The following is a 17,056-nucleotide window of genomic DNA, read 5'->3' on the forward strand; positions in this document are numbered from 1 at the left end:
ATTGGGAAGATCGACAGAAACATTCAGTAAAAAGGAAAAAGAAAAAGCCCGTCTGAAGAAAGCCAAAGAAAAAAAGGAAAAAGCCGAAGAAAGGAAAGCGAATTCCGGAAAAGGCCAAACCCTTGAAGATATGATGGCCTATATTGACGAGAATGGGAATATTACGTCAACTCCGCCTGATCCCTCCAGGAAAATAAAGATCAATTCGGAAGATATTCAAATCGGTACCGCTAGGCGGGAGGATATTCCACATGATACAGTGCGAAACGGGGTGGTCAGCTTTTTTAACGAAGCAAAAGGCTATGGTTTTATTCGCGACTTGCAAACAGAGGAAAGCATCTTTGTGCATATCAACGCTTTAACAGAGCCTTTAAAGGAAAATAACCTGGTTACTTTTGAGACCGAACAAGGACAGAAGGGGTTATCTGCTATCAACGTAAAAAAGAAATAAGCAAGGTTAGCCTGCTTATTTCTTTATCGCTATAAAAAAAGTAGCCCCTTCACCCGGAACGGATTTTACATAAATATTGCCATTCAGCACATTCAGTAAGTCCTTAACGGTTGAAAGGCCTATACCCGAGCCTTTTTTATTATACCTATCGGTAATTTTAAGGGTGAAATTATTGCTAAATATCTTTTCGTGGTATTGTTCAGCGATGCCTACCCCGTTGTCCTCTACTTCAAGCCGGTAAAAATCATCATCCTGCTCGAAGCGTATTTTTATATAACTTTTCTCCTTATTGGTGTAACGTATGGCGTTGCTCAGCAGATTTATTAATATCTGCTCCAGCGCAATTATCGAAAAATATAGCTTATGACTTTGGCTTGGTAAAATTATGCCCACGTTTTCGGGTACAGCCAGTAAGCTGATTACCTTATTTATTAAACTGTTGAGCTCGAAATTTTGCTTTTTGGCCAGCAATAACGATGGGCTTTTTGAATAGGCAAGCATCTCTTCAACTAACTCAAGCAAATTTTTTGTTGATGTTATATTCAGATCAACTAAACGCTGGCAGCCTTCGTCGCCCAGTTTTTCCTGCCTTATTTTAAGCGCCTGCGATGTTAGTAAAATACTGCTCAACGGGTTTTTGATGTCGTGCGCGGCCATTGACGCAAACTTTTGTATCAGCACGTTCGAGTTCAGTAGATCCTGATTGGCCTTTTCGAGGCTTGCCACCTTACGGCGAAGTTCCAGTTTATCAATAACCTGCCGCCCAAGTGTTTTTAAAGCTTGCTCCTGGTCGGCGGTTAATGTTTGTACCTGCTGGTCTATAACACAGAGCGTACCCAGGGCAAAACCATCTTCGTTCACCAGTGGAACTCCTGCGTAAAAGGTAATCTGTGTTTCCCCTGTAACCATCGGGTTATCAACAAACCGTTCGTCAAGCCTCGCGTCAGGAACAATCAAAATATCATCGTCAGATGCTATAACATGGGTACAAAATGAAAGTTCGCGCAGGTTTTCGGTAAACTCCGTTCCTTTATGCGACTTAAACCATTGCCGTTTTTCGTCGATAAAAGTTATCAGTGCAATGGGGACGCCGCAAATAGCTGATGCCAGCGATGCTATGGCGTCAAAATCACCTTCTTCGGCGGTATCAAAAATATTGTACGATTGCAGGGCGATCAGTCTGTCAGCTTCGTTTTCAGGAAACGGGAGGGTGAGCATAGTTTAAATTATGGAACGAAAAGTGAATATACGAAAATAAACCGTATTGGGCTTGTCGAACTTTTGTAATCTTGTCGTTATAACTCAATTTTTGTTTGTATTTTAACTTTAAAGAAAGTCGTCTTTCGCATCGGGTAAAAAGAGCAGGCTATTAAAACTTTCATCCTGCTAAGGGGTTTTCAATGTGTTAACTTTAATTTTATCTATGCAGGCAGGGGGAGATGATTTTTATAGTGGCACAAGCGGACTTTTAACACCCATCCCCAAACGCGATTTTCCACCGGGATTCGCCGCGTATTCACGCCTTCAATATTACGCTACATTATTTAACAGTATCGAAATAAACAGCTCATTCTATAAATTGCCTATGCCGTCGACCGTCGCAAAATGGGCGGCAGATGTTCCCGAAAATTTCCGGTTTACTTTTAAACTATGGCGGCAAATAACCCATAACAAAGAACTTATTTTTGACGATGCCGATGTTGCCCACTTTTTGGATGTTGTCAATAACGCGGGCGCCCGAAAAGGTTCCATTCTGGTTCAATTTCCCCCAAGTCTTACTGTTGCTGCAAGGGCCCAACTGGGACACCTGTTGACTATTATAACTGAGGCAAACCAAAGCCAATGGGATATTGCACTCGAATTCCGTCATCGCTCCTGGTACAACGATGAAATTTATGATTTGCTCGCCAATTACAACGCCGGTTTGGTTTTGCAGGACATGCCGAAATCGGCCACGCCACAAGTAATTACCGCTAATAATTTTGTTTATCTGCGCTTTCACGGGCCATCGGGCAACTATAAGGGTGGCTATAGCGATGATTTGCTATCAGAATATTCTTATTATATCCGCGAATGGCAGCAGGAAGGCAAAAAAGTGTATGTTTATTTTAACAACACCGCCGGCGACGCATTGAATAATTTATTTACTTTGAAACAATATGTTTCCGATCATTAATTTAACGCGAATTCGATGTAAGGGTCATTATCGTGAAATTAAAATATCTGATAATGAGCCTGTTTCATAGCGTTCCGGGTGTTCCGCGTGCAAAAATGGAACGCTTCGACGGCGGTTCGTAGCAATGCAGCCATTTGCTTATGTCGAACTAGCATTAATTTATGAAGTAGCAAATGCGTTTTGCCGGAGAATTAACTACCGCCTTAAGATTACAACAATGGCGACAACAGTCTTATCAATTTCTCAGGCAATTGCTTAAAAAGCGTTCGTTTTGCCCATGTTTTTGGGTTAATCTTTACTGCATCTTTTATATCGTTGTAAAACGCCTCGCGCAATTGCAGGGCTATTTTATCGTCATAAATCATACTGTTTACTTCAAAGTTCAGCTCAAAACTGCGATGGTCCATGTTGGCGCTGCCAACAATGGCAAGTTTACTGTCTGATACGATGGTTTTTGCATGTACAAAGCCCTTTTTATACAAGTATATTTCGGCGCCTGTATCCAGTATATCGCCGTAGTACGATCGTGCCGCCGCATTAATAAATGCCGAATCGGATTTGTTTGGTACGAGCAGCTTTATCTTAACACCGCTAAGGGCCGCAACGCTTAGTGCATTTAAAATACTTTCGCCGGGAATAAAATAAGGCGAGGTAATTAAGAGTTCCTCCTGCGCCATACCAATAGTTTGCAGTAATGAAAACATAATGGTAGGCGTATCCGAGTCGGGGCCGCTGGCGGCAATTTGTACGATGGCTTTGCCGTGTTTGCTTTTTGCGGAGCAGAAATATTCGCTTTGTATAGGCAACTTTTGGTCGGCTGCAAAGTTCCAGTCGCAAATAAACAGGTATTGCAGGTAGTAAACGCCCGGGCCGTTTATCCGAACATGGGTATCGCGCCAAAAAAGCTGCTTTTTGCCCTGGTTATTGATATACCGGTCGCTAACATTTATGCCGCCAATGAAGGCTGTGCAGCCATCAATCACAATTATTTTGCGGTGGTTACGGTAGTTTGTACGATTTGATAAAGCAATAAAAAGAATTTTATAAAACGGGTAAGCTTCCACACCGCCGGCAATCAGTTCTTTTACCAGGTTATGCCTGATGGAACGGCTGCCAAAGTCATCATATATAAAACGCACCTGCACGCCTTCGGCGGCCTTTTGAATTAAGACGTCTTTTACAATATTGCCTATCGCATCATTTTCAAAAATATAATACTCTATGTGAATGTGATGTTTGGCATCTTTTAAGGCCTGTATAACTTCTGGAAACTTTTCTTCGCCATTTAAAAGCAGGTTAACCTCGTTATCCCCGGTAAGCGGACTGTTATCATTTAACAGCATACGGGCCAGTTTTTTATGGCGTTTGACCTCAGATTCTCCTGTGTCCCAGGTTTTTTCTGATTCGTGAATTATCTTCTCCCTGATTTCAGCGAGTAGCTTATTGTCATTGATGATTTTTTTGCTGTACAGTTTGTTTTTGCGGTAATTGGCGCCAACGGCAAAATAAATGATAATGCCTACGCCCGGCACAAGGATGGTTACCAGCAGGTAAGCCAATGTTTTACTGGAGGAGTGGGTATCATACAATATTCTGAAACAGACAAACAGGACGAGTAAAATATAGGCCGCGCCGGCGAGTAAATGCCAATCCATATTATTTTGTTGTTGATTTACTGTTTACAGGTTCGCCTGCAATCCGCTCAATATACAATTTAACCGTGTGTTTGTTCCAACCGGCGAGTCGTCCTTTTTGTAAAACCCCGGCATCGCTATCACCAGAAAGTAAAGGATAGCTAAATGCAAAAGGCGCGTTCTTCGTTTGCCAGCCTTGCACCTGTTCAAAACGGAATACATTTAAATAGGGTTTGTTGTTTATCAACGATAACGTGTAGTATTCATTCGCAAACTCCACCATATTTTTAACAGTCGGATAGTTTTTAATTTGTTGCAAAAGGTTGCGGTTTTTGTCATGCACTTCAAAATCTACAGGCTTGGTTCTGTCATCCCATATCGAACGGTAGCCGGTGTAGTAAACATCGCGGCCATCAGCTACAACATACCAGAGCATATTATTAAATGGGGCAGGGGTGGTGAAATATTTTGACGGCCGCAGATGATTGGCTGCGAATGATTCTTCAACTTTTTTATCAACAATAACCTTATTGACCAATGAAAAACATAGGTATAGTGCAGAAACGACGATGCCACTCCAGGCCCATTTGCTTCGCTGTTTATTGCCGGCTCCTTTAAAAATCAACAGTATTGCCGCAATAAGCAATGCGACGGTAAAAAACGGGTCGGCCACGTAAAGTAAATTCACCGAGAAGCGCTGGTTACTAAAGGGCTCTAACAACCCTGTGCCATAGCTGTTGCAGACATCCAGCAAATCGTGCAGCAGGAGTTGAAAGCAAAAGAAAAATGCCAGGGCTGCAAAAGATAATCGGGTTTTGTAATGTACCCTCCTGGCCAACCAAGCCAGCAGCAAGCCAGCAGCTATTGCAAAAAACAAGGAGTGCGTAATACCGCGATGGATAAGAAAAGCCCTGTCGGCAGGCAAAAATAAAGCGGCCATGGAGTCGATATCGGGCAGGTTTTGAGCGACTATACCCCACAATAATACTTTTTTACCCAGCTGTTTATGTATTAGCAACTCGCCGACACAAGCGCCTAAACAAACATGAGTGAGTGAATCCATAGGGCAACAAAGCTTTACAGATGTTAAAGATATTCAGGCCCGGTAATGTTTGAGCAGATGCCTTGTTTATACCGGTTCAATAAACAAATGCTTATAATGCGGATACGCCGCCATCACCACCTCCCGCAGGTTGTGTATCGTTTCAACCACATCGTCGCTCTTGTTATCCTTGTGAAATTTTATTTTCAATAGCAACAATACCTCTTCGGGCGACATATACATTGACAGCTGTGCCGATACAGTATCTACAACCGCATGTTTTTCAACCAGCTTTATAATAGCTTTCAGTTCATCCGGGTGTGCAGTTTCGCCCATCAGCAGGCCATGGCTTTCGCGCACCAGCAGTATAGCCACCAGGGTAAGCAAAATACCGATAAGTATGGATGCTACACCATCCAGATAAGGATTGTGCAGCAGTTGAGCCAGTACAATCCCGGTAAATGCTATTAATATGCCAATCACGTCTGCAGCATCCTCAAAAAGCACAACAAATGTCGCCGGGTCTTTACTTTGGCGCACAGCCTTCCAAAACGGCGTGCGGCCGCGCTGGTGGTTAAATTCTTTTAAAGCTGTAATTAATGAATAGCCATCCAACACAAAAGCGATGCCTAATATGATATAGTTCCAAAACGGGTTTCTGACTTCTTCAGGGTGCATTATATGCTCAATTCCTTCGTAAATGGAAAAGCCGCCACCCATTGCAAAAAATAATAATGACACTATAAATGCCCAGAAGTAAAGCTCCTTTCCGTATCCAAACGGGCGTTTTTCGTCGGCAGGTTTGGTGCTTTTGCTGATGCCCAGCAACAGCAGAATTTCGTTACTGGTATCAACCAGCGAGTGTATCCCTTCTGACGCCATTGCCGAACTACCGGTAGCATATGCAGCAACAAGTTTTACAATAGCGATGATAGTGTTTGCAGCGAAGGCGGTATAGATAGGCGTTTTATTGGTGGCCATAGATGTATCAGTCAGAAATAAAAGCGGGGTATGGCGGTAAAGATATTTATATTTTTTGTGACTGAACCGGGATTAAGCAGATTTAAAAGATTAATTAGATAGCGAAATTGAGCGAATAATGAAAATGCCCCCTGATAGTGTTGAGGTAGGTGTGGACAATTGCAATTTTTTTTCGGAAACTATATATTCAAGCTGTTCCAACCAAATCCCCAAAACCTTGTTATATTCACCATAATGAGATCAAAAACCTTCATTTACATATCATTGGCAGTCGATATAATAATCGCGGCGTCCAAGTTCGTGGCTGCCGGGTTTACCGGCAGTTCGTCAATGGTATCTGAGGGCATTCACTCCATTATTGATGCCGTAAGTCAATTGCTGTTGATATGGGGCATGAAAACCAGCGCCCGCAAGCCTGATTTAAGCAGGCCATTTGGTTATGGTAAAGAACTTTATTTCTGGTCGTTTATCGTATCGCTCATGATTTTTGTTTTGGGTGGATGTCTGTCGGTTTACCAGGGCGTTTTGCGCCTGGAGCACCCGGTATTGGATGATAACCAGGCCTGGGATTATGCAGTTTTGGCAATTGCATTTGTTTTTACATCTATATCACTTCATGCGGCAACTAAAGAGTTTAACAGGCAACGCGGTAAAGTATTTTTCTGGAGGGCCATTATACAGACCCGTGATCCATCGACTATCATAGTTCTTTTGGGCGATGTTGGGGATATGTTAGGGTTATTAGTTGCTTTTTTCGGCGTGTTTTTAGGCCGGCTTTACCATAGCCCTTATTACGATGCCGCCGCATCTGTATTAATAGGCGTCATATTAATTACTATTTCGGCAGTGCTGGTACGCGAAAGCAAAAGCCTTCTGCTCGGCGAATCAACCAGCCGCAAAACACTTCGAAAAGTGATAACGCTTGCCCAGGCTGATGAAGCGGTAGTAAAAGTGAAAAAGCATTTCAGCACCTACATGTCGCCCGAGGAGGTGTTGCTGCAATTGAATACTGTATTTAAAGATGACCTTACTACCCGGCAAATAACTGATGCTATTGAGCGCATAACCAGTGCTATCCAAAAAGACTTTCCCCGGTTTAAGCAAATATTTATTGAGCCGGTGAAGCAGTAGCAGTTGTGAGTTGGCAGCAACGTGAAGAGGCGCAGGCCGCTAACTTAGACTGATATTCCTAAAAGTATTACACCAAATGTCCCATTTTTAAAACAGCTGTATTTAACTGCTGTCTATTATTAGGTGGTATAAACTTTGGCACGGTTTTATTGCAATGGTTAATACATTTAACTAAAAAAACATACACTATGAGATCACTACTGTATATTATCGCTGTCATCATGATTATCGGGTGGGCGATAGGAGTATTTGCTTACTCTGCAGGCGGAATCATTCACGCCTTGTTAATTATTGCAATAATTTCATTCCTGATAGGTATTATCAGGAGCCCGTCAACTGTCTGAAAATAAGGTTAATTATAATTTAGTTGATAATAACAAAGGCGGCCAATTCGGTCGCCTTTGTTATTAAATTATAGCAATTAAAACAGCGTTGTTAATAGCTTTCTTTTAATTTATTATCATCAAGTTGAATTCGTTTAAATTCGTCAATCAGCCTTTCGCGCTCCTTCTTCATATCGTCAATTTTTACCGTTATTGCCTTTATGGCGATAACTACAGCGTATAACTGGTGCAGTTTGTTTATTTCCTTTTCCATCACGAGTGTCAGCTAAAAGCTAAATATAGCTTTTTTGTTACGCATAATCAACAAATGCTTCAAATAAATGTTTGACATTCAGGTTTTTATAATAATGATGCTAATTGTGAAATTGTGCCCGGTCATAAATCGCCCGATTAGTAACCCTAGTCATCAATCACCAACCACTAAATGGTCAATGACCAAAATATCCGTATGTTTATAATTTCTTAAATACTACTATGCAGGAAACTATTTTATCCCGCCTTGAGGCATCGCGTAAAGAATTGTTGGATCTTGGTTTACGCAATCCTCTTTTAAATTACAAAGCATCAAAAGCCCGCGGACTGCACATGGTGCAGGAAAAGTCGGTTTATGTGTACGATATACTGGTAAAACAAAATAAATCGATGACCTTTTTGGGGATGCCCGAAAAGGTGGCCGGTGAGCAAGACGGGTTGTTTCCTGACTTATCACAACCCGAACTGTTAGAAACCTACCAGGATACCAAGCTGCAAGCCAGCGAGGTTGACCTTAAGCTGCAGGTTAAGCTGTTAAATACCTATTATTTTGCCAAAACAAGCATCGAGGAGCAGGGGGTTAATACGCTTTATCTTTCGCTGGGTATGCTAAACTGGTACGAGGCCGGTAACCATGAAGATGTCCGGCAGGCGCCTTTGTTGTTAATACCCGTTTCGCTGGAACGGTCGAGCGCTAACGAGCGTTTCCGTTTAAAATATACCGGGGTCGAAATTGACGCCAACCTCTCGTTACAGGCAAAAATGCTGGCTGATTTCAACATCGCCATCCCCGATTTACCCGAAACAGACGAGTTTAATATCGAAAATTACTTTGCCGAAATTAAAGAACAAGTTAAGCGCCAGCCCACATGGAAAGTTGATAATGATGCTATGGAACTGGGTTTTTTCTCGTTCGGCAAGTTTATGATTTACCATGATTTGGACAGCGACAAATGGCCGAAGGATGAACAACCTGCAAATCATCCGAACATCAACGCGTTGTTTACCAACGGTTTTAAAGACGCCGAGCCGACCGCCAATGAGGATGACTACCTGGATACCGATACCGTAGCCAACCAACTGTTCCAGGTGGTTGATGCTGACAGTTCGCAGGTGCTGGCCATGCTGGCCGTACACGAGGGTCGCAATATGGTGATACAGGGCCCGCCCGGAACAGGTAAATCGCAAACTATTACCAACATGATAGCCAATGCCGTAGGGCAAGGTAAAAAAGTGTTGTTTGTCGCCGAAAAAATGGCTGCGCTCGACGTGGTAAAACGTCGGCTGGATGCTATTAATTTAGGCGAGGCCTGCCTGGAACTGCATAGCCATAAAGCCAACAAAAAAGAGCTGCATGAGGAACTGAAGCGGGTACTTGAGCTGGGTAAACCAACTTTTGAAGCCCTGCAGCAGGAGCTGGCGTTACTGGAGGCTTACCGCAATGAGTTAAACGAATATTGTGCTGCGGTTAATAACGCTGTTATCGGCAGCGGCTTATCGGCACAAAAAATAATTGGCTTTTTGCTGGCGATAGCAAAAACTGCATCGCAGGTGCACCTGCCCAAGTTACCACTCGAAGTTATTGAAGCCTGGGACGCGGACCGTATGGGGATAGCCGAAGCCATGGCCGATAGGGTACAGGCTCGTTTAAACGATATCGGCATACCGTCAAAATTATTGTTTTGGGGCAGCCGGCTTACCGTAATGCTGCCACATGAAGAGCAAGCCATCCAGCAATTGCTGTCCGCAGCTTTACAGGCCCTGAAGAATTTGCAGTCGGAGGTAGATACCATTGCCAGCCAGTTTGGCGTAACATCGCCCAAAAACGAGGTTGATACCGGGAAACTTCTTGAATTGTGCCGCATCGCGTCGCAAAGTCCCGATTTAAAGGGCATCGCGATAAAAAATGATGCATGGTTACATAACCAGCATGACGTTACCGAACTTTTGGATACGGGTAAACGCTTTGCCGCCCTGCACCGGGAGTATGAAAGTATATTGATACCCGAAGCCTGGGACCAAAACGTTTTGGAAATTCGCCAGAACTTAATGGCTTATGGCGATAAATGGTACAAGTTTTTAATTGGCGCCTATGGCAACGCTAAAAAACAACTGGCTGCCATGTGCCGAATTCCGCTGCCATCGGCCACAGCCGAAAAAATAAGGATAGTTGATGCCATCTCCGAGTCGCGCAGAATGGAGAAAACATTGACTGAACTTGAACCGCTGGCTGTCCGCTTATTTGGCAGCAGGTGGTTAAAACAACGGTCGGATTGGGATGCGCTGGCAAATATTGCAGGTTACCTGGCACAATTGCAGGCCAACATAGCCGATGGTTCTGTCCCTGCCGCTATAATTGACTACCTGGTTAAAACCGAAAACGGTGAGGCTGCCAAAGCAAGCCATAGTTTACTCACCGCAAAATTGGCGGAACAGCGGCAAGCTCTACAGATAGTATTTGAAAAATTGCACGTCGACATAGCGGTAAGATGGACGGGTGCAGAGTTAGATGAGGTAATATATCCTGAACTGCAACAGATGCTGGAGAGCTGGATAGCCCGTTTCCCGGAGTTGCAAAAGATGACTGCCTGGAACAATCTTGCAAAAACAGTCGATGACGAAGGATTATCTGTCCTGGTAAACGCTTCCCTTCAATGGGAAGGCGCGCGCGAGCATTTGAAAACCGCCTTGCAAAAAACATGGTACGAGTATTTAATTGAGCAGGCTTTTCAATTTAACCCGGCGCTGATAAAATTTGAGCGCGCCAGCCATGAAGAAGTGATTGAAAAATTTAAAAAGCTCGATTTACTAAACCTGCATTATAACCGTGCCCGCGTGGCGTTAAAACATTGGGAAGGCGTGCCTCGCCAGCAAGCCGGTGGGCAGGTAAACGTTCTGCGAAACGAATTTAATCGAAGGGCGAGGTTGATGCCTATTCGTAAATTAATAACCGAAGCAGGGCTAGCTATACAGGCCATTAAGCCCGTTATTATGATGAGCCCGATGTCGATTGCCAACTTTTTTGCACCGGGCAGTATAGAGTTTGACCTGGTGATTTTTGATGAGGCCAGCCAGGTACGGCCGGTGGAAGCTTTGGGTGCAATAGCCCGCGCAAAACAATTGGTTGTGGTTGGCGACTCGAAACAGTTGCCGCCTACCAGCTTTTTCGATAAAATGAATACCGATATCGAAGATGAGGATAACGTAACTGCAGACTTGCAGAGCATCCTTGGCATGTGCGACGCCCAGGGAGCGCCGCAGCGCATGTTGCGCTGGCATTATCGCAGCCGGCACGAGTCGTTGATCAGTTTGTCCAACAAGGAGTTTTACGAAAATAAACTGGTGATATTCCCCAGCCCCGGTTCGCGTACTAAAATGGGGCTGGCATTTCATTATTTGGAAGATGCTGTTTACGACAGGGGCAAAACCCGCACTAATGTTATCGAGGCCGAAGCCGTTGCCGATGCGGTTATACAACATGCGCTAAACAACCCAAAGCAAAGCCTTGGCGTGGTGGCCTTTAGTACCGCACAAATGCAGTGCATACAAAATACGCTGGAAAGCCGCAGGCGGAAGTCGCCGGAGGTGGAGAATTTCTTCCGCAGCCATATACATGAGCCGTTTTTTGTGAAGAACCTTGAAAATGTGCAGGGCGATGAGCGCGACGTAATATTCATCAGCATAGGCTACGGCAAAACCGAGGATGGTAAAATACCAATGAGTTTCGGGCCGTTGAATAATGAGGGCGGCGAGCGGCGGCTTAACGTATTGATTACTCGTGCTAAGCTACGCTGTGAGGTGTTTACCAATATTACATCAGAAGATATTAAGCCTACTGAATCAACCAAATTTGGTATCCGGGCTTTAAAAAGCTTCCTGTATTTTGCGCAGCATGGCAGGTTTGATGAGTTGGAGGAAACTCTCATCACTCAAAAGCGACCCTTTGAAGACCAGGTTGCCGAGCAGCTTACCGCAAAGGGTTATGTGGTACGTAAGAAGGTTGGATCCGAAGGGTTTTATATCGATATGGCTATTGTCGACCCGCAAAACCCCGGCCGGTATATTTTGGGTATAGAATGCGATGGCGACGCCTATGCCTCGGCCAAATCAGCCCGCGATCGCGACCGGTTGCGCAAGCAGGTAATGGAAACCATGGGCTGGAAAATTTTCCGGATTTGGAGCACCGACTGGTTCCGCAACCCGAAACGGGAGTTGGACAGGGTAGTTGCCGCTATTGAAAAAGCAAAGAAGCAGGCGATAGAAGGCGACATAGAAGAGGAGGCAGCCGAACATGAGGTAGTTACCGTAAATCGCGAGAAAGGCGAGGCGATTAAAAGCTCATTGCCGCCGTATGTGATAACCAAACTGCCTTCTGAAGTTGGAAAACCCGAATTACACCTGCATTCGTTTGCCAAGCTGGCCGGCTGGATAACTCAGATTGTGAAAACCGAAGGCCCCGTGCATCTTGATGAAATAATCCGCCGGATGGCCGATGCAGCAAAAGTAAGCAAGGTAAATTCACGCGTTAAATACACTATTACCCAGGCCACGCAATATGCCGTTGAGAACAAGCTAATAAAAGCAAAAAGCGACTTCCTTTGGCCGGTGGATATGGAGCAGCCTGCCATCCGAGATCGCAGTGAATTGCCCACAGCGTCGAGAAAACTGGAATATATTGCACCTGAAGAAATGGATCTGGCCGTTTGCAAAGTGGTTGAGGAAGCCATCGGTATTCAACCCGAGGCCGCCGTGCCGTTCATCGCCAGGCTGTTTGGCTTCACAAGGGTGACCGAGGACTTAAAAAATGACTTACTGCACGCCATCGACCTAAGTATCGCGAAAGAAAGTGTTAAAATGGATGGCGAGTTTTTAAGGTTAAATCAGTAAAGTCTGGTTCTGGATACTTTTCAGATATTCAAATCCGAACAACGGTTTATATCAAAAACGAACATTTATCGAAGTGTAATTGTTTTATGTGATTTGTTATCAATGACTTACTTTGATGGCATATTTATTGACGCCTGTTGTTATTAACTTTAAACAAGTAGCTATTATCATGAAAGTCCTAATTACCGCCACGTTACTTCTGGTTACTTTCAATTGTTTCAGCCAGCTCAAAACCACCGCTAATTTCAAGGTTCATAATCGTTCATTAACTATAGTTAATGAACGCGGCGTTTCAGTAATGAACTTAAGCGAAGCCGACAACGACGGCGTTGCCTGGTTAACAGGTGCAAAATTTACCAACGGGAATATTGAGTTGGATATAAAAGGAAAAGACTTATTGCAGCACAGTTTTGTGGGTGTCGCCTTTCACGGGGTTAACGATTTTACTTTTGATTGCATTTATTTTCGCCCGTTTAATTTTAAAGCTGCCGATCCGGTGCGAAAGGTTCATGCCGTTCAATATATTTCGCTCCCCAAATATGACTGGGAACTGCTTCGTACGAAATTTCCAGCAAAATATGAAAGGGGCCTGGCCACACCACCCGACCCCAACGGCTGGTTTCATGCCCGTATCAATGTAAACGGTAAAAAAATAACGGTATTTGTGAACGGCGAAAGCACCCCGTCGCTCGGAGTGGAACAGATTGTGCCAGCGAACGGAAGCATGATTGGCTTTTGGGTAGGTAATACCTCGGGTGGTGATTTTAAGAACTTGAAGATTAGTAAGTAAGTCTTAAGTCCGGAGTCGAAAGTCTTAAGTTGAAGGTCGGATTTGTTTTTTGACTTAAGACCCAAGACTTTCGACTCTGGACTAATTAATGATTGCCAATGTATTTATAAAGTTCTGAACCAGTTAACAAAAAGGCCCCAACCCCATAAACTTCAGTGCTGTTTTCTGTCACCATATCCGGGCTATCGCCGATGCGCTGCACATTTCCCAGCATACCATCGGGATGAACTGATGAAGTAAGCGCTGCCCAGGCCTTTTTAACAACCGGCCAGTAAGTTCTTTTATTGAGCAACTTGTGGTTAAGCCCCCAGGTTAAAGCGTAGCAATAAAAGCCGGTGCCGCTTGTTTCTTTAACCGGGAAGCTCGCAGGGTCGAGCAATGAGGCATGCCAGCTTCCGTCGGGTTGTTGCAGCGCGGCTATTTTGGCGGCCATATCCTTGTATAGTTTTTCAAATTTCTTTTTATCCGGGTTATTAGCAGGCAGACTCTCCATCACCCTCACCAGCCCCGCCAATACCCAGCCGTTCCCCCTCGACCAAAATACTTTCTGCCCGTTTTTTTCTTTTCTATCGAGGTAGCTGCCATCCCTAAAGTAAAGATGTTCGGTTGGGTCGTATAAATAAGCGGTTGTTTTCCACCAGAGTTTTGTTGCTGTATTTAAATAAGCGGGGTTATTTGTTGCTTTACTTAAGTAGCTTAACGCTGTCGGCCCCATAAATAATGCATCGCACCATGCCCATTCGCGGCTTGCTATATTGTTTTTCCAGTCCAGCGGTTCGTCATGTGGCTTGTTTACAATACTATCTGCCAATAGCACAAACGGCCGGATCATTTTTTTATCCTGGTATTTTATTGATAATAGCGAATATGTTTGCCCTATGCAATAATCATCAGCCATAAAACGGTTCCGGCCGGTTTGCCAATTCAAGTCTTTGCCTATTTTAACCAAAGCATCCAGGTATTTGTCATTTCCTTTTATCGCTCCTAATGCATAGATACCGGTATAGCACGCAGCGTTTGTCCAATCAACCGATGGATGGTTAAAACCTTTCGTGTTCCACCGATTTAATTGCCAGTCGGCAACACTATGCATTATGTTAAGGATGCTGTTTTGTTTTAAAAGAGAATCGCTTAATGATGATTTAATACCGGCAAAAGCATTGGAACCGACAAGGAGTAAAGCAATAAAAGAAAAGCGAATATGTTTTTTGATAGTTGCCTGCATAGATAAGACGTATAATGGTGACAAGTCCAAATATAAAATTTTTAATTAACAGCACTAAATGGAAGCTTTATATAGATGCAATTCGGCCATGAGCGGCTAATGCCGAAACGAAATGGTATATTTGCCTATATTTGAATTTTGCAAAAAAAAATACCATGGAGAGTGTATCCATCGAAGATTTTTATAAGGAGACAGCTGCACTTGTGCCGGCTGATATCAATAAAGAAATCGGCCATTTCAACATTTTTAAGATTGATGATTTTACCGCCAGTTTAAAAAAGGGCAGCACAATGCCCTATAACCGCCGGGCCTATTATAAAATAAGCATTATCAGCGGGCGTAACAAGGCACAATATGCGGATAAGGAAATCGATATTGAAAAAAATGCGTTGCTTTTTGCAACGCCGAAAATACCCTATCACTATGTGCCCCAGGATGATAACCAGTTTGGTTATTTCTGCATTTTTACACATGATTTTTTAGTGCAGAACAAAAGTGGGGTGGTTTTGGACGACCTCCCGATATTTCAGCCGGGTGGTTACCCTGTATTCCAGGTAACTGATGAAGCCGTGGAGGAAATAACCGCGATATTTAAAAAGATGTATAAAGAGATATCGTCGGACTATGCTTACAAGTACGACCTGCTGCGTAACTACGTGTTGGAGCTGATCCATTACGGGCAGAAGCTACAGCCGGCCACGTCGTTATATCCATCGCATACGGCTGCGGCACGGGTATCATCGCTGTTTATTGAATTGCTGGAGCGGCAGTTTCCGATTGAATCGCCACATCAGAAATTACAATTGCGCACCGCAAAAGATTATGCAAGCCAGCTAGCGGTACATGTAAATCACCTCAATAAAGTATTAAAAGAAAATACCGGCAAAACCACAACTGATATCATTAGTAGCCGCATTGTGCAGGAAGCCAAGATTTTACTAAAGCAAACGGATTGGAATATATCGCAAATCGCATATAGTCTCGGTTTTGAAGAAGTAGCGCATTTTTCAAACTTTTTCAGGAAACAAACGGCATTGGCGCCGTTGGCGTTTAGGTCGTAAAGGATATTTGTTCTTTTTTTGCCCTCTCTGCTTCGCAAAGAAGGGAGCTGCAATCTTCTCTTGATTTGAATTTTGCAAACAATGGATTGATGTTTGCAAACAGTCAGCTGCTTTTACGCGTTACCTTTACATCATAATTAAAACGATAAAAAATGAGTAACAGCAAAATAGCATTGGTAACCGGCGGCAGCCGCGGACTCGGCAAAAACATGGCTTTGAACCTTGCCAAAAATGGGATTGACGTAATATTAACATATAACAGCAAAAAGGACGAAGCAGAAGCAGTAGTGGCCGAGATTGACAGCTTGGGTCAAAAGGCTTTAGCGCTGCAATTGAATACAGGCCACACAAAAAGCTTCGATACATTTTTCGGCAATGTAAACACTGCCTTAAAAAACACCTTCAATACCGACCGGTTTGATTTTTTAATAAACAATGCAGGCATTGGTATTCACGCTTCATTTGCAGAAACTAAGGAAGAAGATTTCGACTTGTTGTTTAATATCCATTTGAAAGGCGTGTTCTTCCTCACTCAAAAAGCGTTGCCTTTAATTAATGATGGTGGCCGGATAATCAACCTGTCATCGGGACTGGCGAGGTTTAGTTTCCCGGGCTATGCGGCGTATGCGGCAATGAAGGGCGGGATCGAAGTGCTTACCCGGTACTTAGCCAAAGAACTGGGCGCACGCGGCATTGCGGTTAACGTAGTTGCTCCGGGAGCTATCGAAACAGATTTTGGCGGCGGCGCTGTGCGTGATATGCCCGAACTGAACAAACAAATTGCAGGAGCCACAGCGCTGGGCCGTGTTGGGTTGCCCGATGATATTGGCAGCGTAGTAGCATTTTTGTGCAACGAAGATGCCAAATGGGTAAATGCGCAGCGCATAGAGGTATCGGGCGGAATGATGTTATAATTTAAGCCGAATGATTTATCAGGCCCGGTATTTTTTAATAATGCCGGGCCTTTTTGTGTGCGCCCGGCACGGGCGCAAACTATAGGGTGGAAGTCCCGAACGCGCCTTGATAGTGGGAAGCGTTAACCCAAGGCAAGGGTGTCCTTCGCGAGGAGGAATCTGAAGGAA

General features: G+C 44.0%; 14 protein-coding genes. 8 read left to right on the forward strand and 6 right to left on the reverse strand.

The genetic code is table 11. From position 1 onward, the window contains the following. Nucleotide 1 precedes the first annotated feature (1 nt). A complete protein-coding gene (locus NAF19_RS22285; RefSeq protein WP_252792555.1) occupies nucleotides 2-451 on the forward strand; it encodes a cold-shock protein in 450 nt (149 codons plus the stop codon). 15 nt (nucleotides 452-466) lie between these two features. On the opposite strand, the gene NAF19_RS22290 is transcribed toward NAF19_RS22285, so the two are convergent. Then, nucleotides 467-1,669 carry a sensor histidine kinase gene (locus NAF19_RS22290; protein ID WP_252792556.1) on the reverse strand — a complete coding sequence of 401 codons (1,203 nt, stop codon included), beginning with the start codon at nucleotides 1,667-1,669 and terminating at the stop codon, nucleotides 467-469. A 205-nt stretch (nucleotides 1,670-1,874) separates the two neighbouring features. Here NAF19_RS22290 and NAF19_RS22295 point away from each other — a divergent pair, with 205 nt between their 5' ends. Continuing rightward, nucleotides 1,875-2,627: a DUF72 domain-containing protein gene (locus tag NAF19_RS22295; protein WP_252792557.1), complete on the forward strand. Its 753-nt coding sequence runs from the start codon at nucleotides 1,875-1,877 to the stop codon at nucleotides 2,625-2,627. 209 nt (nucleotides 2,628-2,836) lie between these two features. On the opposite strand, the gene cls is transcribed toward NAF19_RS22295, so the two are convergent. From cls to NAF19_RS22310, 3 genes are all read right to left on the reverse strand, one after another. Further along, a complete protein-coding gene (cls, locus tag NAF19_RS22300) occupies nucleotides 2,837-4,282 on the reverse strand; it encodes a cardiolipin synthase (protein ID WP_252792558.1) in 1,446 nt (481 codons plus the stop codon). 1 nt (nucleotide 4,283) lies between these two features. Further along, entirely contained in the window at nucleotides 4,284-5,324 is a 1,041-nt protein-coding gene (locus tag NAF19_RS22305) for a metal-dependent hydrolase (RefSeq protein WP_252792559.1), read from the reverse strand. A gap of 66 nt (nucleotides 5,325-5,390) precedes the next feature. Next, the gene (locus NAF19_RS22310) at nucleotides 5,391-6,284 is read right to left on the reverse strand and encodes a cation diffusion facilitator family transporter (protein WP_252792560.1); all 894 of its coding nucleotides are present in this window, start codon (nucleotides 6,282-6,284) and stop codon (nucleotides 5,391-5,393) included. Between the two features lie 234 nt (nucleotides 6,285-6,518). On the opposite strand from NAF19_RS22310, the gene NAF19_RS22315 reads away from it, so the two are divergent. Beyond that, on the forward strand, nucleotides 6,519-7,415 hold the full coding sequence (locus tag NAF19_RS22315; protein WP_252792561.1) for a cation diffusion facilitator family transporter: 897 nt from the start codon (nucleotides 6,519-6,521) through the stop codon (nucleotides 7,413-7,415). Nucleotides 7,416-7,603: 188 nt separating this feature from the next. Beyond that, on the forward strand, nucleotides 7,604-7,759 hold the full coding sequence (locus NAF19_RS22320; RefSeq protein WP_252792562.1) for a lmo0937 family membrane protein: 156 nt from the start codon (nucleotides 7,604-7,606) through the stop codon (nucleotides 7,757-7,759). Nucleotides 7,760-7,850: 91 nt separating this feature from the next. Here NAF19_RS22320 and NAF19_RS22325 read toward each other — a convergent pair whose 3' ends face one another. Beyond that, complete coding sequence (locus NAF19_RS22325) at nucleotides 7,851-8,012, reverse strand: hypothetical protein (protein ID WP_252792563.1); 162 nt, start codon at nucleotides 8,010-8,012, stop codon at nucleotides 7,851-7,853. Nucleotides 8,013-8,233: 221 nt separating this feature from the next. Between NAF19_RS22325 and proA the strand changes: the two genes are divergently transcribed. Further along, a complete protein-coding gene (gene proA, locus NAF19_RS22330; protein WP_252792564.1) occupies nucleotides 8,234-12,898 on the forward strand; it encodes an anti-phage protein ProA in 4,665 nt (1,554 codons plus the stop codon). 169 nt (nucleotides 12,899-13,067) lie between these two features. Next, nucleotides 13,068-13,688 carry a hypothetical protein gene (locus NAF19_RS22335; protein ID WP_252792565.1) on the forward strand — a complete coding sequence of 207 codons (621 nt, stop codon included), beginning with the start codon at nucleotides 13,068-13,070 and terminating at the stop codon, nucleotides 13,686-13,688. A gap of 85 nt (nucleotides 13,689-13,773) precedes the next feature. On the opposite strand, the gene NAF19_RS22340 is transcribed toward NAF19_RS22335, so the two are convergent. Then, complete coding sequence (locus NAF19_RS22340; protein WP_252792566.1) at nucleotides 13,774-14,913, reverse strand: glycoside hydrolase family 88/105 protein; 1,140 nt, start codon at nucleotides 14,911-14,913, stop codon at nucleotides 13,774-13,776. A gap of 155 nt (nucleotides 14,914-15,068) precedes the next feature. Between NAF19_RS22340 and NAF19_RS22345 the strand changes: the two genes are divergently transcribed. Next, complete coding sequence (locus tag NAF19_RS22345) at nucleotides 15,069-15,974, forward strand: helix-turn-helix domain-containing protein (RefSeq protein ID WP_252792567.1); 906 nt, start codon at nucleotides 15,069-15,071, stop codon at nucleotides 15,972-15,974. Between the two features lie 152 nt (nucleotides 15,975-16,126). Then, the gene (locus tag NAF19_RS22350) at nucleotides 16,127-16,888 is read left to right on the forward strand and encodes an SDR family NAD(P)-dependent oxidoreductase (RefSeq protein WP_252792568.1); all 762 of its coding nucleotides are present in this window, start codon (nucleotides 16,127-16,129) and stop codon (nucleotides 16,886-16,888) included. The last annotated feature ends 168 nt before the right edge of the window (nucleotides 16,889-17,056 follow it).

The organism is Mucilaginibacter flavidus, from assembly GCF_024055575.1.
Lineage (GTDB): Bacteria > Bacteroidota > Bacteroidia > Sphingobacteriales > Sphingobacteriaceae > Mucilaginibacter > Mucilaginibacter flavidus.